Here is a 17,962-nt window from a genome sequence, read left to right on the forward strand (position 1 = left end):
CGTGAAGCGGTGAAATTTCCCGCCACGCGGGGCCCAATGCATTGGTGTCAGAGGGACTTTTATAGACATAATGGCTCTGTGACAACTGCGACTCATGCCCTAAATGCCCCGGCGCAAGCTGCGCCGAACCGTCCCAACATGGTGTCGGTAGGAACTGTCGTCTGGCTTGCCAGCGAGCTGATGTTCTTTGCCGCGCTTTTCGCCATGTACTTCACACTCCGTGCTGCATCGCCGGAGATGTGGGCGACCGAAACCGAGAAACTCAACGTTCCGTTCGCACTCGTTAACACGATCATCCTGGTCTCGAGCTCATTCTCCTGCCAGTTGGGTGTCTTCCGTGCCGAGGATCTTAAGCCTCGCCGCACCGGCGGACTGTTCAACTTGAAGGAATGGGGAATGGTGGAATGGTTCGTCCTGACCGTCATCCTCGGTGCCATCTTCGTTTCCGTGCAGGCCTACGAGTACACCGAACTGGTGGCTCACGGCATTGCCATGAATTCCAACGCCTACGGCTCCGTCTTCTACATGACCACCGGCTTCCACGGCTTGCACGTGGCAGGCGGCCTCATTGCCTTCATGATGATCATCGGACGTGCGCTCATTGCACGTAAGTTCGGTCACTACGAGGCAACCGGTGCGATCGTTGTGTCTTACTACTGGCACTTCGTCGACGTCGTGTGGATCGCACTGTTCGCGATCATCTACTTCCTGAAGTAGCGCAACCCACATCGTTGCCTACCAATGGCAACTCCCCGTTCTAAGAAATAAGTGAGGAACCAGCAAGTGAAGGCTCTTTCGCAAAGGCGCCGCCATCCACTCGCCGCCGTCGCACTGCTGTTGATGGGATTGCTCATCACTGGAGGCCTGTACATGGCAGCCGGCAGCGTCAACGAGGCCAAGGCGGCCACTGGATACAGCGCAAGTGACATCGAGGAAGGCAACAAGCTCTTCGTCGCAAACTGCGCTACCTGCCACGGTTTGAATGCTGAAGGATCGGCTGACGGTCCTTCGCTGATTGGCGTTGGCGCCGCTGCAGTCGACTTCCAGGTCGGTACCGGCCGTATGCCGATGCAGATGCAGGGCCCGCAGGCTCAGGCCAAGCCGGTACAGTTCGATGACGCCCAGATCTCCCAGCTTTCCGCATACGTGGCCAGCCTGGGCGCCGGACCGGCTATCCCGTCCGAAGACATGCTCGATACGTCCCATGGCAACTCCGCCGCGGGCGGTACGGTATTCCGCGTGAACTGCGCAATGTGTCACAACGCCGCCGCTGCCGGCGGCGCACTAACGCGCGGCAAGTTTGCCCCGGCCCTGGCCGGCGTATCGGAAAAGCACATCTACGAGGCCATGATCACCGGGCCGCAGAACATGCCCGTCTTCAACGACTCGAACATCACCCCCGACGAGAAGCGTGATGTCATCACCTTCCTGAAGGAAATTGAATCCCAGGGCTCGCCGGGCGGAGCCAAGCTTGGCTCGCTTGGTCCGGTCGCTGAAGGTCTCTTCATCTGGACCGCTGGTTTGGGCATCATCATTGCCTTCACCATCTGGCTCACTTCGCGTCCTTCATAGGCCGCTGGCGGCTAGCGCCGCCAACATCACTACGTACTAATGAATCTTGAGAAAAGGATGAGAGACAACATGGGCGACCATAGTCACGGCAGTCCGGACGACTCGGGCACCGTTGCTAAGGCTGGCACGGGAACCCTGGATAAATTCCAGGATCCCGGCCTTCCGCCGCATCGGAAGCGCTTGGCAGATACCGACCCGCATGCAGAGAAGCGAGCAGAGCGTCAGGTAGCGCTGCTGTTCATCATCTCCATCATCGGAACACTGTCGTTCTTTATTGCTTACTTCGTTCTCGGACGTCCGGAAAACATCTCGGAAATCCGTGTCCAGAACGCGATGCTCGGCCTTGGCACCACATTTGCCATGCTCGGCATCGGTATCGGCATCGTTCACTGGGCCAAGACCCTGATGCCGGACCACGAAATCTCGGAGATGCGCCACGAGATCACCCCAGAGGCTGATCGCAAGGACGCCGAGGAAATCATCAACCAGGTGATCGAAGAGACCGGCATCAAGCGCCGTCCGCTCATTCGCAACACCCTCATTGGTGCCATTGCCTTGGCCCCGATCCCGGCCATCTTCATGTTCCGCGACCTCGACCGCACCGGCAAGAACGCCGGCGAAATGGTTGAGCAGCTGCGCCACACCATGTGGGACACGGACGTTCGCCTCACCCGCGACCCGTCCGGCACCCCCATCAAGGCATCGGACGTGCAGATCGGTTCGGTCTTCCACGTCATTCCCGAGGGCCTCGACGAAGCCGAGGACATGCTCAATGAAAAGGCGAAGGCCGTTGTGCTGTTGATGCGCCTGGATCCCGACAAGATGGAAATCTCCGAGGGCCGCGAGGACTGGCACTACCAGGGCATCGTTGCCTACTCGAAGATCTGCACCCACGTCGGCTGCCCGGTTGCACTGTACGAGCAGCAGACGCACCACCTGCTGTGCCCGTGCCACCAGTCGACCTTCGACCTGACGAAGGAATGCAAGGTCATCTTCGGCCCGGCCGGACGCGCATTGCCGCAGCTGCCGATCAAGGTTGATGCCAACGGCTTCCTGGTCGCCCAGAGCGACTTCCATGAGCCTGTTGGACCGAGTTACTGGGAGCGTGGCTAATCCATGAGCACCACTACTGAGTACACTCCGAAGACTTCGACCGGACGTATCGCCCACTTCGTCGACCAGCGTGTCGGCGGTTCGGGAATCGTCAAGGAATTCGGTCGCAAGATCTTCCCTGACCACTGGTCCTTCATGTTTGGCGAGGTGGCGCTGTACACCTTCGTACTGCTGCTGATCTCGGGAACGTTCCTGACGTTCTTCTTCGACCCGTCGATGGCACACGTCATCTACAACGGTTCGTACAACCCGCTGCGGGGCATTGGCATGTCCGCCGCCTACGCCTCGACGTTGGACATCTCCTTCGACGTGCGTGGCGGCCTGTTCATGCGCCAGGTCCACCACTGGTCCGCGATCCTCTTCGTTGCCGCCGTGTCGGTCCACATGCTCCGCGTGTTCTTCACCGGCGCATTCCGCAAGCCCCGCGAACTGAACTGGGTTGTCGGCGGCGTGCTGCTCATCCTGGCCATGGCCGCGGGCTTCACCGGCTACTCGCTGCCCGATGACCTGCTCTCCGGCAACGGCCTGCGCATCATCGACGGCGTCGTGAAGTCCATTCCGCTGGTTGGCACCTACATTTCGCTGTTCCTCTTCGGTGGGGAATTCCCGGGCACACTGATCATTCCGCGCCTGTACTCGCTGCACATCATGATCGTTCCGGCGATCATCCTGCTGATGGTCGGCATCCACCTGTTCATGGTGGTCGTGCACAAGCACACCCAGTACCCCGGCCCGGGCCGCACCAACGACAACGTCGTTGGCTTCCCGGTTGGCCCGGTGTACGCAGCGAAGGCCGGCGGGTTCTTCTTCATCGTCTACGGCATCGTCGCGGCAATCTCCGGATTGCTGACGATCAACCCGGTCTGGAACTACGGGCCATACGACCCGTCACCGGTTTCGGCCGGTACCCAGCCGGACTGGTACATCGGATTCGTCGACGGCGCCTTGCGCCTGATGCCCGGCATGTTGGGGAACTTCTCCTTCGAGTGGAACATCCCGTTCCCTTGGGGAGTCAACACGCTGAGCCTCAACGTCCTGGTTCCGGCGCTCATCCCGGCCGGCATCATGTTCACGATCATGTTCGCATGGCCGTGGATCGAAAGCTGGGTCACGAAGGACAAGCGCGAACACCACTTGCTGGATCGCCCGCGCAACGCCCCGTTCCGCACGGGCATGGGTGTTGCCGGTGTTGTTTCCTACTGCGTGATGTGGGCAGCTGCCTCCTCCGACTTGATCGCCACGCACTTCCACGTGTCGCTGAACGACGTCACCTACTGGTTGCGCGTGCTGTTCATCCTCGGCCCGATCCTCGGCTTCGTCGTCGCCCGCCGCATCGCACTGTCGCTGCAGCGCAAGGACCGCGAGATCGTGCTGCATGGTCGCGAGACCGGTGTCATCGAGATGTCGCCTGAAGGTGCCTTCTCGGAGCGCCACGCGGACCTGGACGTGTACAAGCTGCACACGCTGGTGAACTACGAAGACCGCAAGGTCATCCCCGCCCAGCCCAACGCCGCCGGCCACATCAGCCGCAGCGAGAAGCGCCGCGGCGCCCTGTCGAAGTTCTTCTTCGAGGATCGCGTTGCCCCGGTGACGCCTTCCGAGTTGGCGGCACTGAAGGCAGAGCACGGACACGGTCCGGCAGAAATCGAAGGTTCCTCCACGGAATCCATCGAGAAGTAGCACCTGCCAGGATTCATTCCTGCCCGCTGGGGCCCACCATTTGGTGGGCCCCAGCGGTGTTTAAGGCGCTTTACCATCCGGCGGGCCCTGGCACCCTGGCTGCGTGCACCTCCCTGCGGGGGCCGCTCCCCGGTCCGGGCCCGGTGTCCTTGGCGTCATCGGGACTCCCCCGGGCGCACGGGATCCCCTGCGGCTACGGTGACAAGATGGGGGCGGGGGCAACGTCCACGCGCTTCCAGGCAGTGGCGTAGGTCCGGCCCACGCCCGGGCACTGCATCCGCCCTCCGGGCTCCACCGCAAAATGAAACAACGACCATGGAACAGGCAGGCATCCGCTGCATCGTTCACGACGTCGAGGCGGCAGTCGGCTTCCACGTCGGTGATCCCGGATTCTCCACCCTGATGCACCCGGCACCTGGATTCGCGATCCTTGAACGCGGTGCCCCGAGGCTGCTGCTCAGTGCTCCCGGGTCCCGCGGGCCCGATGGGACTCCCGGTGGCGGCGGCCACGCCACGGCCGACCGCACGATGCCCTCCCCCGGCGGCTGGAACCGGATTTCCCTGAAGGTCGGGGACCTGAGGGCCATGGTTCGCAGGTTGGTGGCGCGCGGCGTTCCGTTGCGCATGGATGTGGCTGTCGGTGTCGGCGGAAGCCAGGCCCTCGCCCCGGCCCGGGCCTTCGAGCCCCAGCTTCGCACGGCCGCGCCGCCGGCACGGCACATGGTTGCCGGGAGCGGGCTTCCCCCGCAGTCGTCTCGGGCGGCAAACGTGCCCACGGGAACCGAAGCGGCCCGTGCCCTCGGCGCGATGGCCCGCGCGTGGCCGCCCACGGCCCCGTGGGCGCGCTGGAACTACCTGAGGGTGGTGTAGCGCGGGCTGCGGCTTCCCTGCCGCTCCAGCGGCACAAAGAGCTTGTAGCGGTCCGAGCGGTACAGCGATACCGAGTAGTCCACCAGCCCCTCGCCCACGAAGGCGTACCGGGTGATGCGCAGCAACGGGAACCCGACATCAACCTGCAGCAGCCCGGCGTGCTCGCTGGTGGCCGCGGTGCTTTCGATCTGGTCCTCTCCCCACTCCAGGATCAGGTTGTAGCGTTCGTGCAGCGACTGGTAGAGGGAAATCGGCGGCGGGTCGTTCAGGAATCCGGGCACCAGCTCGCTGGGCATGAAGTTCTCATCCAGGCTCATCGGCTTTCCGTCGGCCAGCAGCAGGCGGCTGAAGCGGATCACCGGGGCGCCCTCGTCGATCTCCATGTGCCGCGACAGCGAGCCGGAGGCGGGTACCTCCTCGAAGCGCAGCACGTGCGCATCGGGGACCATGCCGCGGCGCACCATTTCCTCGCTGTAGGAGTTCAACCGAACCTGCAGGTCGACCTTGGGGTGTGCGACGAAGGTGCCAACCCCGACGACGCGCTTGAGGACCTGGTCCTCCACCAGCGAGTCGATGGCCTGGCGCAGGGTCTTGCGCGCCACGTTGAAGCCCTCGGCCAGTTCGCGTTCTGGCGGGAGCCGGTAACCGGGTTGGCAGACCGTCCGGGCGTGCGTGCGAAGGATCTCCCGGATCTGCCGGTACTTCCCGAGCGGGGATTCCGGGTCCAGGGTGCCCTGGACCTTGGGCTGCGGCGCGTAGGGTTTCACTGTTGCTCCATTGTCCCCGGGCCGTCACCCGGCCCGTCCTGCTTCCATTCTCGCGCATCGGGGGCCCGGAGCTTAAATGCCGGAAGCGGTGTTCCGATTCCCCCCTCGGGGGAACGAAACACCGCTTCCAGTGATTTAGCGTGCGTGCGCCATGCCCGTGTTAGTGGGCGTGGTTGCCGCGGCTGAACTCGTAGACCCAGCCAACGAGGCCGATGATCGTGAAGCCGACGCCGATGTACAGTACCCAGAAGCCCACGGCCAGGCCGAGGAAACCGACTGCGGCACCGGTGCCGAGGACCAGCGGCCACCAGCTCCACGGAGCGAACAGGCCAATGGCGCCCGCGTTCTCGTGGATGTCGCCGTCAACGCGGTCCTCGGGACGCGCACCGACACGGCGGGAGGTGTGCAGCAGGTACCAGCCGACCATGAGCGTCATGCCCATGAGCATGAACAGCGCCAGGTAGCCGACGTGTTCTTCCCAGTTGGTCATGATTCCGTAGACGACTGCCACCGGCAGGAAGAAGAACACTCCGCCAAGGAAGAGCCAAGATTCTACTTTCATCTCTACTTGTCCTTCTGGTCAGCCGGGCCGAAGATCTTGGCCACCGAGGAATCCGGGGTCGAGCGTGCGCTCAGTTCCGGGTGGTGGAGGTCAAGAGCCGGGCGCTCGGAACGGATACGCGGGATCGAGTGGAAGTTGTGGCGCGGCGGCGGGCAGGAGGTTGCCCATTCCAGCGATGCACCGAAGCCCCACGGATCGTCCACGGTGATCTTCTTCCCGTTCCGGTGCGTGGTCCAGACGTTCCAGAAGAACGGGATCATCGACATGCCCAGGATGAAGGCGAACACGGTGGAGAACTGGTTCATGGTGGTGAACCCGTCTTCGGGCATGTAGTCCGCGTAGCGACGCGGCATGCCGATGACGCCCAGCCAGTGCTGGATCAGGAAGGTGCCGTGGAAGCCCACGAACAGCAGCCAGAAGTGGATCTTGCCCAGGCGCTCGTTGAGCATCTTGCCGGTCCACTTGGGCCACCAGAAGTAGAATCCGGCGAACATCGCGAACACAACGGTGCCGAAGACCACGTAGTGGAAGTGCGCCACCACGAAGTAGGTGTCCGAGACGTGGAAGTCCAGCGGCGGGGCCGCCAGGATGATTCCGGTCAGGCCGCCGAAGAGGAAGGTCACCATGAAACCGATGCTCCAGAGCATCGGGGTCTCAAAGGTGATCGACCCCCGCCAGAGCGTGCCGATCCAGTTGAAGAACTTCACACCCGTGGGCACCGCGATCAGCATCGTCATGAAGCCGAAGAACGGCAGCATGACCTGGCCGGTGGCGTACATGTGGTGGGCCCACACCGATACGGACAGTGCCGCAATGGAGATGGTGGCAAAGATCAGGCCCTTGTAGCCGAAGATCGGCTTGCGGGAGAACACCGGGAAGATCTCCGAAACGATGCCGAAGAACGGCAGCGCAATGATGTAGACCTCGGGGTGTCCGAAGAACCAGAACAGGTGCTGCCACAGCATCGGGCCGCCGGCTTCGGGATCGAAGACGTGTGCGCCGAAGCGGCGGTCCGCTCCCAGTGCGAACAGCGCTGCTGCCAGCGGCGGGAAGGCCATCAGGATCAGGATCGCGGTGATCAGCGTGTTCCAGGTGAAGATCGACATGCGCCACATGGTCATGCCAGGTGCACGCAGGCAGATGATCGTGGTGATGAAGTTGACCGCGCCCAGGATGGTGCCGAAGCCCGACAGTGCCAGGCCGAAGACCCAGAGGTCACCGCCGACGCCGGGGCTGAAGGTGGTGTTGGACAGCGGTGCGTAGGCAAACCAACCGAAGGAGGCTGCGCCCTGCGGGGTCAGGTATCCGGCCAACGCGATGGTCGAGCCGAAGGAGAAGAACCAGAAGGCCAGGGCGTTCAGTCGCGGGAAGGCCACGTCCGGTGCGCCGATCTGCAGCGGCATCATCACGTTGGCGAATCCGGCAAAAAGCGGCGTCGCGAACATCAACAGCATGATGGTGCCGTGCATGGTGAACAGCTGGTTGTACTGCTCCTTGGTCTGCAGGATCTGCATGCCCGGTTCGAACAGCTCGGCGCGGATGACCAGGGCCATCACACCGCCGATGCAGAAGAACACGAAGGAGGAAATCAGGTACATGTACCCGATGGTCTTGTGGTCCGTGGAGGTGATCCAGTTGACGAAGATCCGTCCCTTGGAGATCGGAACCACGCGAGGCGCAAGTGTTTTGGCCTCGTCTGTAGCGTATTCATAGGTAGTCACGACGGATTACTTTCCTTCCGAGGTGTGGGCCGAAACCTGGTTGACCTCGCCCGGCTTGCGGTCTTGGTCTTCACCGATGTGGCCATCCTTCAGGGTGGCCAGGTGGTTCAGGAATTCACCCTCGGACACGACCTTCACGTTGAAGAGCATCTCGGAGTGGTATTCGCCGCAGAGCTCGGCGCACTTGCCGTCGAACTGTCCTTCGACCTGTGGGGTGAGATAGACGTAGTTGGTGTGGCCCGGGAACATGTCCATTTTCTGCAGGAACGCAGGGACCCAGAACGAGTGGATGACATCACGGCTGTTCAGCTCGAGCGTGACGGTCTTTCCAACCGGCAGGTACAACGTCGGGAGTTCGGCCTGGCGGCCGGCCTCTCCGGTCAGGTGGGCCTGAACGGTTGCGTCGTACTTTTCCTGGCCCTGGTAGCTGTAGTTGTAGTCCCATGCCCACTGCTTGGCACGGATATCGACGACGAGCTCGGAATCCACGGGGGCGTTGATGGCCTTTTCCGTGTGGTCGGAGAACGTAAAGAACGTCAATACCATTACGAGGGGCACAGCCGTGTAGAAAATTTCGATGGGCAAGTTATAGCTGAGCTGGCGCGGGTAGCCAGTGTCATTCTTGCGGCGGCGGTAGGCAATGATGCACCAAAGCATCAGGCCCCACGTCAGGATACCGATCAGAAGTACGGTAATCCACGTGTTGACCCAGAGATCCTGGATCATACCGGTGTGGTTGGTGGTGTCACGTTCGACGTTTGGGAGCCAACCTCGCTGGACTTCCGCTGAACATCCCGTCAACAACAACGCGCCGGAGCCGGCAATAGCCAAGACTTTGGCTACGCCTTTCCGGCGGCTGCTGGTTCGGTCTTGCGAACTCACAGACGGCCCTTCCTCTTTGTTGGTGCTGAATGAGTCTTCGACGCCCAGCGGCCGGACTCAAGTGAATCAACGCTGATGAGGTCGAAGAAAACCATAGTTTTACTACTTATCGTAGAGCTTACCCTCTCGGGCACGCGAATGCCGACCAAAACACCGCCCAGGGACGAAGATGTCTCAACGTTTGGGCGGTGCATTTGGTTCCGGGTTAGTGGAAGGAATCTCCACAGGCGCAAGAGCCTCCGGCGGCCGGATTGTCGATGGTGAAGCCCTGCTTGGAAATCGTGTCTTCGAAGTCGATCGAAGCCCCGTCCAAGTAGGGAACGCTCATCTTGTCCACGACAACCTCAACGCCGTCGTAGTCCTTCACCGCGTCGCCTTCAAGCAGGCGCTCGTCGAAGTAGAGCTGGTAAATCAGGCCCGAGCATCCCCCTGGCTGAACGGCGACGCGCAACCGAAGATCGGTGCGGCCTTCCTGTTCAAGCAGTGAACGGACCTTTTCTGCTGCGACCTCCGAAAGCTTGACCTCGTGGCTCGGAAGCTCGGTGGGGTCTGCGGTGGTCTCATTGGCTGCAGTTGTCATGCGTGATCCTCCATATACTGCTCACTTGGGCTACGCCTCAAGCGCGGCCCCTCACCTTCCAATGGTACGACGTTGCAGCAAATGATGTCGCGGCACCGCCGGCCGGGCCTCAGAGCCCGTGGTTGTTCAAGCGTGCCAAGAGCAACGCCTCAGCCAAAATTGCGTGACGGAAATCGCCCAGGTGCAGCGACTCATTGGCCGAATGCGCCCGCGAATCGGGGTCTTCCACGCCGGTGACCAGGATCTGTGCGGCCGGGAAGACCTCCAGCAGGTCCGAGATGAACGGGATGGAGCCGCCGATGCCGGTCTCCACGGCCGGGACGCCCCAGGCCTCCCCCAGCGCCCAGAGGCTTGCCTGTGCGGCCGGGGCCGAGGTGTCCGTGGCAAAGGACTGCCCGGCCTCGTCCGACTCGAAGGTGACCTGCGCGCCGCCCAGGTCCTGGGACATGATGTGCGCGCGCACCGCCTCGGTGGCGGTCTCCGGGTCTTGGCCCGGTGCAACGCGCAGGCTCAGCTTGAACCGCGTGGAGGGCAAAAGGGTGTTGGAGGAAACCGCGACGGAGGGGATGTCCATGCCGATGATGGACAGTGCCGGCTTGTTCCACAGCCGGTCTGCGATATTGCCGGACCCGGCCAGCGCCACGGAATCCAGGACCGAGGAGTCCGCGCGGAACGCGTCTTCGGGGTAGTCGACGACGGCGTTGTCGTTGGAGAGAAGCCCCTCGATCGCGACATTGCCCCGCGCATCGTGGAACGTGGAGATCAGCCGTGCCGCCACGGTCGGCGCATCGAGCACCGGCCCGCCGAACATTCCCGAGTGCACCGCGTGGCCCAGGGTGCGGACCTCGACCACTCCCCCGACCATGCCGCGCAGCGACGTGGTCAGGGCAGGGACCCCGACCTTCCAGTTGGAGGAGTCGGCCACGACAATGACATCCGCCTCAAGCCGGTCGCGGTGGGTCTCCAGGAACCGGCGGAAACTCGGTGATCCGGCTTCCTCCTCCCCCTCCAGGAAGAAGGTCACGCCCAGGCCGAAGTCCGCGACGGTGTCCAGCACCGCGCGCAGGGCGGCAATGTGCACCATGATCCCGGCCTTGTCGTCGGCGGCGCCGCGGCCATAGAGCCGCCCGTCGATTTCTGTCGCTTCGAAGGGCTTGGTGTTCCACAGCTCCTCGTCGCCCGGGGGCTGCACGTCGTGGTGCGCATACAGGAGGATGGTGGGCTTGCCGTCGGCGGCCGGTCGGTTGGCCACAATGGCCGGGCCGCCCATCGCGCCGGTGGCGGTGGGCACGCGCAGGATCTCGACGTGCTCCATGCCCGCGTCGCGCACCAGCTGCGCCACGGCCTCGGCGCTGCGGTCAAGCTGGTTCGGGTCAAACGATTCCCAGGCAATGCCGGGGATCGCCACCAGGTTGCGCAATTCGGTGACAATACGGTCGAAATCGTGGTCGACGTGGGTGCTCAATGCATCGCGGTCCACGCCGAAAGACGCCGGGTCGGCGGTGTTCTTGGTAGTCATACCAAAGAGCCTACAACCGCACCGTGTGGCCGATGCCGGCGGCATGCCGGGCGCAAGCTAGACTGGCAAGGTGTTTGGACGCAAGAAAGATACGGCAGCTTCCGCGGAAGCGCCCACAGATGAGACCACAAAGCCCGTAGGCAAGAATGCCCCTACCCCGAAGCGCAGCGTGCAGCAGGCGCAGAACCAGCGACCGCTGGTTCCCACCGACCGCAAGCTGGCGCGCGCGGCCGAGCGCGCCCAGCGCCTCGAGGCGCAGAACCGCATGCGGCTGGCCAACGAGACCGGTGACGAACGCTTCATGGCGGCCCGCGACCAGGGACCGCAGAAGCGCTTTGCCCGCGACTTCGTGGACCGCCGCTTCATGGTCGGCGAATACCTGATGTTCGCGGTGTTCGCCTTCCTGATCGTCTCGCTGAGCCTCTCGAAGTTCCCGCAGGTGACGGTCTACGTGACCTTCGCCCTGTGGATCCTGGTGGGCCTGGTGGCCATCGATTCATTCATCATGACCCGGATGCTGAAGAAGGCGCTGGTTGCCCGCTTCGGTTCCGTCGAGCGCGGCGTGATGTACTACGCCGTCATGCGCGGCATGCAGTTCCGCAAGATGCGCCTGCCCAAGCCGCAGGTCCGCCGCGGCGAGGCCCCGCGCTAGGGATAAGCACCAGCGTTCAGGAAACCACACCAAGGCGTGTGGCGCCCGGGCCGGGAACACCGATTCCCGCCCGGAGCGCCACACGCCTTTTCGCTGCCCGGATGGCGGCTCTGCCTCCGGGCCGGGGCGCCGGGCGCAGTGCCCCCAAGCACCGCGGGCCCGTTGCACCGACGGTTCGGTGCAACGGGCCCGCGAGGGTGTTGGAAGCTACTTCCTGGCCAGCGACCGGCCCTGGGCCTGCGCCTTGGCCAGGGCCTTGTTGATGCCGCGGACCCAGAACGGCCCCTCGTAGAGGAACGCGGTGTAGCCCTGGACCAGGTCGGCACCGGCTTCAAGGCGCTCGATCACGTCCGCACCGGTGCCCACCCCGCCGACCGAGATTATCGCCATGGAATCGGGCAGCTTCTCGCGCAGCACCTTGAGCACCGCGAGCGAACGAGCCTTCAGCGGGGCCCCGCTCAATCCCCCGGCACCCAACTCGGCGACCTTGAACGCGTCGCTGGACAGCGGTTCGCGGGCAATGGTGGTGTTGGTGGCGATGATGCCGTCCAGCTTCAGCTCGGTGGCCAGGGTGGCGACGTCCGCGATGTCGGCGTCGTTCAGGTCCGGGGCGATCTTGACCAGCAGCGGCACGTGCCGGCCGGCGACCCGGTCGGCCTCGGCGCCCACGGCGGCCAGCAGCGGCCGCAGCGTCTCCACGCCCTGAAGCAGGCGCAGCCCCGGGGTGTTCGGCGAGGACACGTTGACCACCAGGTAGTCGGCGTGGACGGCCAGTTCGCGGGTGGAGACGAGGTAGTCCCCGACGGCGTCCTCGAGCTCGACGACCTTGGTCTTGCCGATGTTCACGCCGATCACCGGCCGCTGCGCGCCGTAGCGGCCGGACAGGGCCAGGCGCGCGGCGCGGATGCGCGGGGCCACCGCGTGCGCCCCGTCGTTGTTGAACCCCATCCGGTTGATGACGGCCTTGTCCTCGACGAGGCGGAAGAGCCGCGGCTTCTCGTTGCCGCTCTGCGCGGCACCGGTGATGGTGCCGACCTCCACGTGGCCGAACCCCAGGTCCGCCAGCGCCGGGATGCCGGCGCCTTCCTTGTCGAACCCGGCGGCCAGGCCGAAGGGCGAAGGGAAGTCGATCCCCATCACGGTGCGGCGCAGCGACGGGTCGGGGGCACACAGTTTCCGGTAGATGCCCGAGACCCCGAGCTTCTCTGCCAGCCGCAGGGCGTCGAAGGAAAAGTGGTGTGCCTTTTCGGGGTCCATCTTCGTGAAAACGAGGCGGAAAATCGTGGGGTAGATGCGCATGGTTCCTAGTCTTCCCGGTGTCAGGGCCGCAAACAACTTCAAGTTCGTTATGCTCAACACATGTCGCACGCCTCCTCCCTCGGTTCCAGGTCCGTGCCCCCGCCGGAGAACGATCCCAGCGCCGCCTGGCCGGACTTCAGCGCAACGACCCGGCCCGGCGCCTGGGAACCCGACATCCTGGGCGAGGGGTTCAGCTACACGACCCTGCCGCTGGGCGCCGATGCGGAGGGCGAATTGTGTGCCACGCTGGTGCGCCACCGGCTCCCGGCCCCGGAGCCCGCGCACGTGCGCCCCACCGCTGCCTCCCGGCTCGGCGCGGCCCTGGACAGGTGGTGGCCCCGGCCGGTCTCCGAATCCCGGCCCCGGGCGACGGACGCCCCCGGGACCTCCGGATTCGTGCTGGCGGTCCATGGCTGGAGCGACTACTTCTACAACGCCGAACTGGCGCGGTATTGGACAGACCGCGGCTACGCGTTCTACGCGTTGGACCTGCGCCGCTACGGGCGCAGCCTGCGCCCCCATCACCTGAACCCCGGCTTCACCGCGTCCCTTGACGAATACGACGCCGACCTGGACGCCGCGCTGCAGATGATCCGCTCGCTGGAAGGCGCGGACACGACGGGAATCTGCGTGGCGCATTCGACCGGAGGGCTGGTGGCGAGCCTCTGGGTCAACCGCCACCCGGGCGCGTTCCAGGCACTGATTCTGAACAGCCCGTGGCTGGAGATGCAGGGCAGCTACCTGGTGCGCTACGCCGCCCAGGGCGTGGTCGAGCCCATTGCACGGCGGCGCCCGCGGGCAAAACTGCACCTGCCGGAACTGGACAACTACTGGCGCTCCATGAGCCGGCAGGCCCAGGGCTCCTGGGACCTGCATCCGCTGTGGCGTCCGGCCGTGGCCTTCCCGGTGACCGCCGGCTGGATCACCGCGGTGTTGGCCGGGCACCGCGAGGTCTCACGGGGCCTGGACATCAAGGTGCCGGTGCTCGTGCTGACCTCGAAGACCTCGCACCTGGGCACCAACTTTGACGAGTCGATGCTTCACCACGACTCGGTGCTGGAGGTGCAGGTGGTGCGCGACCGATCCCTTCGCCTGGGTTCCGAGGTGGCAAACACACTCATCGACGGGGCCATGCACGACGTGTTTTCCTCGCTGCCCGGCCCGCGGGCCGCGGCCTATGCGGCGATCGACCGTTGGGGAAACGGGTACCTGCCGGGGCACGGCGTGCGCGCCGCGGCGAGAGAACGCCCGGCGGGCTAGCTTCCGGCCGGGGCCGCGGGCTTGTCCACCGCTCCCCCGTAGCGGCGGTCGCGGCTGGCATATTCGCGCACCGCATCCCACAGCGTGGTGCGGTCCACGTCTGGCCACAGCTCGTCGATGAACACCATCTCGGCGTAGGCGGACTGCCAGAGCAGGAAGTTTGAGGTGCGCTGCTCGCCACTGGTGCGCAGGAACAAATCCACGTCGGGCATCTCGGGTTCGTCCAGGTGCCTGGCCACGGTCTTCTCGGTGACCTGCGAGGGCTTCAGCGTCCCGGCGGCGACCTGTTCGGCGATGGCCTTCACGGCGTCGGCGATTTCCGCCCGGCCCCCGTAGTTCACGCACATGGTCAGCTGGCAGGTCTGGTTCGAGGCGGTGAGTTCCTCGGCGGCCTTGAGCTCGTTGACCACGGAGCGCCAGAGCCGCGGTTCGCGTCCGGCCCAGCGGATCCGCACGCCCCAACCGTCCAGGGTGTTGCGTTGGCGGCGCAGCACGTCGCGGGAGAAGCCCATCAGGAAGCGGACCTCCTCGGGGCTGCGCTTCCAGTTCTCGGTGGAGAAGGCGTAGACCGAGACATACTTGATGCCCATCTGCACGGCCCCGGCCATCACGTCCAGCAGTGCCGCTTCCCCGGCACGGTGGCCCTCGGTGCGGGGCAGGCCGCGCGCGTTGGCCCAGCGGCCGTTGCCGTCCATCACGATCGCCACGTGCTGCGGGATGAGCTCGGGCTGGATGTGGGGCATCGGGGCGTCGCCCGGGCGGGAGGCCGGGACTCCGGGTCCGGGCTTGCCGGTGATCTTGGGGGGTTTGCTCATTGTCGCTCCACGAGTTTGAGGGATTTGACGGCTCGTTCAAGGTGCCATTGGAGGTAGTTGGCCGTGATGGCCCCGGCCTGGGCGCGGGTGGGTGCATCGGCGGCGTCCACGGCTTCCCAGTCGCCCTCCAGCAGTGCGGCGAGCAGCGTGATGGTGGCCGCGGACGGTGACATCGACCCGGCGGGCCGGCAGTCGTGGCAGACCACCCCGCCCAGGGGCACGTTGATGGCCTGGTGCGGGCCCACCGCCCCGCAGCGCACGCAATGGGTGAAGCTCGGCGCCCAGCCCGCCGCGGCCAGGGCGCGCAGCAGGTAGGAGTCCAGCACGGTGCCCGGTTCGTGCCCGCCGCGGGCCAGGGTGGCCAGGGCGCCGTGCAGCAGCCGGTATTGCGCGCCAAGGGAATCGGCCTCGGAGTCGGTGAGCCGTTCGGCGGTCTCCAGCATCGCCGCGCCGGCGGTGTAGGCCGAGTAGTCGGCCACGAGTGCCTGGCCGTAGGGGTGGCGCAGCTGCGCCTGGATGATGGTGTGCAGCGAGCGTCCGGCGACGATTTGCGCCTCGACCTCCATGAAGGGTTCGAGGGTGGCCCCCAGCTTGGAGCTGGTGCGCCGCACGCCCTTGGCGACCGCGCGCACCACCCCGAGCTCGGGGCTCAGCAGCGTGATGATCCGGTCGGCCTCGCCCAGCTTGTGGGTGCGCAGGACAATGCCGCGGGTGCGGTAGCTCTTGGCTGCGAAAGTTGAACGTGACACGTATCCATGATCCCAGACAAAGCCGGCCCCGGGCGTGCACGAGAGGTGTGTCCGTGTGCACGCCCGGGGCCGGCGCCGTCGATGGGGCCTAGGCCAGGTCGCGCACCGCGCGGTTGACCGCGGAGATCAGCGCCTTCAGCGAGGACATGGTGGTGTTGGTGTCAACGCCCACGCCCCAGAGCACGCGCTCGCCCACGGCCGCCTCGACGTACGCGGCCGCGGAGGCGTTGCCGCCCTCGGACAGGGCGTGCTCGGAGAAGTCCAGCACGCGCACGTCCACTCCCTCGTTGCCCAGGATGTTCACCAGGGCGTTGATCGGGCCGTTGCCGGTGGCCGAGCGGCGGTGCGGAACCCCGTCGATGACCAGCGTGGTGGTCAGCTCGAAGCTTCCGTCCTCGGCGGTGTCAGCGGTGGCCGAGCCGAGCTTGAAGCGGCCCCACGGCTCGTGGTCCGAGCCCTCGGTGACCGGCAGGTACTCGTCCTGGAACACGTTCCAGATCGCGGCCGAGGAGATTTCCCCGCCTTCCCCGTCGGTCTTGCGCTGGATGACCCCGGAGAACTCGATCTGCGCGCGGCGCGGCAGGTCCAGCGAGTGCTCGTTCTTCAGCAGGTAGGCGACCCCGCCCTTGCCGGACTGCGAGTTCACGCGGATCACGGCCTCGTAGGAGCGGCCGATGTCCTTCGGGTCCACCGGGAGGTAGGGCACGCCCCAGGTGATCTCGTCGATGGTCTTGCCGGCCGCCTTGGCGTCGGCCTCCATGGACTCGAAGCCCTTCTTGATGGCGTCCTGGTGGGAGCCGGAGAAGGCGGTGAAGACCAGGTCCCCGCCGTAGGGGGAACGTTCCGGGACCGGCAGCTGGTTGCAGTATTCGACGGTGCGGCGGATCTCGTCCATGTCCGAGAAGTCGATCATCGGGTCGATGCCCTGGCCGAAGAGGTTCATGCCCAGGGTCACCAGGTCGACGTTGCCGGTGCGCTCCCCGTTGCCGAAGAGGCAGCCCTCGATGCGGTCGGCGCCGGCCAGGTAGCCCAGCTCGGCGGCGGCGACGCCGGTGCCGCGGTCGTTGTGCGGGTGCAGGGACAGCACGATGGAGTCGCGGTTGGCCAGGTTGCGGTGCATCCACTCGATGGAATCCGCGTACACGTTGGGGGTGGCCATTTCGACGGTTGCCGGAAGGTTCAGGATCATCTTGTTCTCGGGGCTGGCCTCGAGAACCTCGGCCACGGCGTCGGAGATGCGCTTGGCGAATTCCAGCTCGGTTCCGGTGAAGGACTCCGGGGAATATTCGTAGGTGATCTTCGTGCCGACCAGTTGCTCCTCGTACTTCTTGCACAAACGCGCGCCGGTCAGCGCGATGTCGACGATGCCGTCCTGGTCCTGGTTGAAGACCACGCGGCGCTGGAGCACCGAGGTGGAGTTGTACAGGTGCACGATGGCCTGCTTGGCGCCCTCAAGCGCCTCGTAGGTGCGCTCGATCAGGTGTTCGCGGGACTGGGTGAGGACCTGGATGGTCACGTCGTCCGGGATGCCGCGCTCGATGAGCTGGCGGACGAAGTCGAAGTCGGTCTGCGAGGCCGAGGGGAACCCGACCTCGATCTCCTTGAAGCCCATCTTCACGAGCAGGTCAAACATCTTGTGCTTGCGCTCGGGGCTCATCGGGTCGATCAGCGCCTGGTTGCCGTCACGCAGGTCGACGGCGCACCAGCGCGGGGCGGTGGTGATGTACTTGTCCGGCCAGGTGCGGTCGGGCAGCGAGACGTTGATCTGGTCCTGGAACGGCACATATTTGTGGATGGGCATTCCGGAGGGCTTTTGCATGTTTTGCATTTCTTGTGGGCCTTTTCCTTGGTGGTGCGAAAGTGGGCCGGGACAGTGGGTGACTCCGCAGCGAGGGGTCGGCCGAAGGACGCGTTAGAGTCC

General features: G+C 65.0%; 17 protein-coding genes. 7 read left to right on the top strand and 10 right to left on the bottom strand.

Going from position 1 to position 17,962, the window contains the following annotated elements; translation table 11 throughout:
* Positions 1–78 precede the first annotated feature (78 nt).
* From ctaE to J2T21_RS07090, 5 genes are all read left to right on the top strand, one after another.
* Positions 79–717, top strand: coding sequence for an aa3-type cytochrome oxidase subunit III (gene ctaE, locus J2T21_RS07070; RefSeq protein WP_071215042.1), 639 nt, complete (start codon positions 79–81; stop codon positions 715–717).
* Between the two features lie 66 nt (positions 718–783).
* Positions 784–1,572, top strand: coding sequence for a cytochrome bc1 complex diheme cytochrome c subunit (qcrC, locus tag J2T21_RS07075; RefSeq protein ID WP_307579900.1), 789 nt, complete (start codon positions 784–786; stop codon positions 1,570–1,572).
* Positions 1,573–1,641: 69 nt separating this feature from the next.
* Positions 1,642–2,685: a cytochrome bc1 complex Rieske iron-sulfur subunit gene (gene qcrA, locus J2T21_RS07080; RefSeq protein ID WP_307579902.1), complete on the top strand. Its 1,044-nt coding sequence runs from the start codon at positions 1,642–1,644 to the stop codon at positions 2,683–2,685.
* Positions 2,686–2,688: 3 nt separating this feature from the next.
* Complete coding sequence (gene qcrB, locus J2T21_RS07085; RefSeq protein ID WP_307579904.1) at positions 2,689–4,365, top strand: cytochrome bc1 complex cytochrome b subunit; 1,677 nt, start codon at positions 2,689–2,691, stop codon at positions 4,363–4,365.
* Between the two features lie 315 nt (positions 4,366–4,680).
* The gene (locus J2T21_RS07090; RefSeq protein ID WP_307579906.1) at positions 4,681–5,235 is read left to right on the top strand and encodes a VOC family protein; all 555 of its coding nucleotides are present in this window, start codon (positions 4,681–4,683) and stop codon (positions 5,233–5,235) included.
* Here J2T21_RS07090 and J2T21_RS07095 read toward each other — a convergent pair.
* The 6 genes from J2T21_RS07095 to J2T21_RS07120 all read right to left on the bottom strand — a co-directional run bounded on the left by J2T21_RS07095 (position 5,217) and on the right by J2T21_RS07120 (position 11,266).
* On the bottom strand, positions 5,217–6,002 hold the full coding sequence (locus J2T21_RS07095) for a GntR family transcriptional regulator (protein ID WP_307579908.1): 786 nt from the start codon (positions 6,000–6,002) through the stop codon (positions 5,217–5,219). The two genes, J2T21_RS07090 and J2T21_RS07095, sit on opposite strands and share 19 nt — an antisense overlap.
* Positions 6,003–6,162: 160 nt before the next feature.
* A complete protein-coding gene (locus J2T21_RS07100) occupies positions 6,163–6,564 on the bottom strand; it encodes a cytochrome c oxidase subunit 4 (RefSeq protein ID WP_307579910.1) in 402 nt (133 codons plus the stop codon).
* Between the two features lie 2 nt (positions 6,565–6,566).
* Complete coding sequence (gene ctaD, locus J2T21_RS07105) at positions 6,567–8,285, bottom strand: aa3-type cytochrome oxidase subunit I (RefSeq protein ID WP_307579912.1); 1,719 nt, start codon at positions 8,283–8,285, stop codon at positions 6,567–6,569.
* 6 nt (positions 8,286–8,291) lie between these two features.
* Positions 8,292–9,167: an aa3-type cytochrome oxidase subunit II gene (gene ctaC, locus J2T21_RS07110; RefSeq protein WP_307579914.1), complete on the bottom strand. Its 876-nt coding sequence runs from the start codon at positions 9,165–9,167 to the stop codon at positions 8,292–8,294.
* A 205-nt stretch (positions 9,168–9,372) separates the two neighbouring features.
* Positions 9,373–9,747: a HesB/IscA family protein gene (locus tag J2T21_RS07115; RefSeq protein ID WP_113762341.1), complete on the bottom strand. Its 375-nt coding sequence runs from the start codon at positions 9,745–9,747 to the stop codon at positions 9,373–9,375.
* 109 nt (positions 9,748–9,856) lie between these two features.
* Positions 9,857–11,266, bottom strand: coding sequence for a dipeptidase (locus J2T21_RS07120; protein WP_307579916.1), 1,410 nt, complete (start codon positions 11,264–11,266; stop codon positions 9,857–9,859).
* 70 nt (positions 11,267–11,336) lie between these two features.
* Between J2T21_RS07120 and J2T21_RS07125 the strand changes: the two genes are divergently transcribed.
* On the top strand, positions 11,337–11,918 hold the full coding sequence (locus tag J2T21_RS07125) for a DUF3043 domain-containing protein (RefSeq protein WP_307579918.1): 582 nt from the start codon (positions 11,337–11,339) through the stop codon (positions 11,916–11,918).
* Positions 11,919–12,125: 207 nt separating this feature from the next.
* Here J2T21_RS07125 and J2T21_RS07130 read toward each other — a convergent pair whose 3' ends face one another.
* Positions 12,126–13,217, bottom strand: a complete 1,092-nt coding sequence (locus J2T21_RS07130) for a quinone-dependent dihydroorotate dehydrogenase (RefSeq protein WP_307579920.1) — start codon at positions 13,215–13,217, stop codon at positions 12,126–12,128.
* A gap of 60 nt (positions 13,218–13,277) precedes the next feature.
* Here J2T21_RS07130 and J2T21_RS07135 point away from each other — a divergent pair, with 60 nt between their 5' ends.
* Entirely contained in the window at positions 13,278–14,477 is a 1,200-nt protein-coding gene (locus tag J2T21_RS07135; RefSeq protein WP_307579922.1) for an alpha/beta hydrolase, read from the top strand.
* Here J2T21_RS07135 and J2T21_RS07140 read toward each other — a convergent pair.
* The 3 genes from J2T21_RS07140 to leuA form a co-directional block, all read right to left on the bottom strand.
* A complete protein-coding gene (locus tag J2T21_RS07140; protein ID WP_373457900.1) occupies positions 14,474–15,292 on the bottom strand; it encodes an isoprenyl transferase in 819 nt (272 codons plus the stop codon). The two genes, J2T21_RS07135 and J2T21_RS07140, sit on opposite strands and share 4 nt — an antisense overlap.
* Entirely contained in the window at positions 15,289–16,041 is a 753-nt protein-coding gene (gene recO, locus J2T21_RS07145) for a DNA repair protein RecO (protein ID WP_307579924.1), read from the bottom strand. The genes J2T21_RS07140 and recO overlap by 4 nt, the downstream gene beginning before the upstream one ends.
* An 88-nt stretch (positions 16,042–16,129) precedes the next feature.
* Entirely contained in the window at positions 16,130–17,869 is a 1,740-nt protein-coding gene (gene leuA, locus J2T21_RS07150) for a 2-isopropylmalate synthase (protein ID WP_307579925.1), read from the bottom strand.
* Positions 17,870–17,962 lie beyond the last annotated feature (93 nt).

Source organism: Paeniglutamicibacter psychrophenolicus (assembly GCF_030812255.1).
GTDB classification, from domain to species: domain Bacteria; phylum Actinomycetota; class Actinomycetes; order Actinomycetales; family Micrococcaceae; genus Paeniglutamicibacter; species Paeniglutamicibacter psychrophenolicus_A.

Coding starts and splice junctions, on each gene's coding strand:
- qcrA (WP_307579902.1), top strand. CDS start 1,642: ATGGGCGACCATAGTCACGGCAGTCCGGACGACTCGGGCACCGTTGCT.
- qcrB (WP_307579904.1), top strand. CDS start 2,689: ATGAGCACCACTACTGAGTACACTCCGAAGACTTCGACCGGACGTATC.
- J2T21_RS07090 (WP_307579906.1), top strand. CDS start 4,681: ATGGAACAGGCAGGCATCCGCTGCATCGTTCACGACGTCGAGGCGGCA.
- J2T21_RS07100 (WP_307579910.1), bottom strand. CDS start 6,564: ATGAAAGTAGAATCTTGGCTCTTCCTTGGCGGAGTGTTCTTCTTCCTG.
- J2T21_RS07115 (WP_113762341.1), bottom strand. CDS start 9,747: ATGACAACTGCAGCCAATGAGACCACCGCAGACCCCACCGAGCTTCCG.
- J2T21_RS07120 (WP_307579916.1), bottom strand. CDS start 11,266: ATGACTACCAAGAACACCGCCGACCCGGCGTCTTTCGGCGTGGACCGC.
- J2T21_RS07130 (WP_307579920.1), bottom strand. CDS start 13,217: ATGCGCATCTACCCCACGATTTTCCGCCTCGTTTTCACGAAGATGGAC.
- J2T21_RS07135 (WP_307579922.1), top strand. CDS start 13,278: ATGTCGCACGCCTCCTCCCTCGGTTCCAGGTCCGTGCCCCCGCCGGAG.
- J2T21_RS07140 (WP_373457900.1), bottom strand. CDS start 15,292: ATGAGCAAACCCCCCAAGATCACCGGCAAGCCCGGACCCGGAGTCCCG.
- leuA (WP_307579925.1), bottom strand. CDS start 17,869: ATGCAAAACATGCAAAAGCCCTCCGGAATGCCCATCCACAAATATGTG.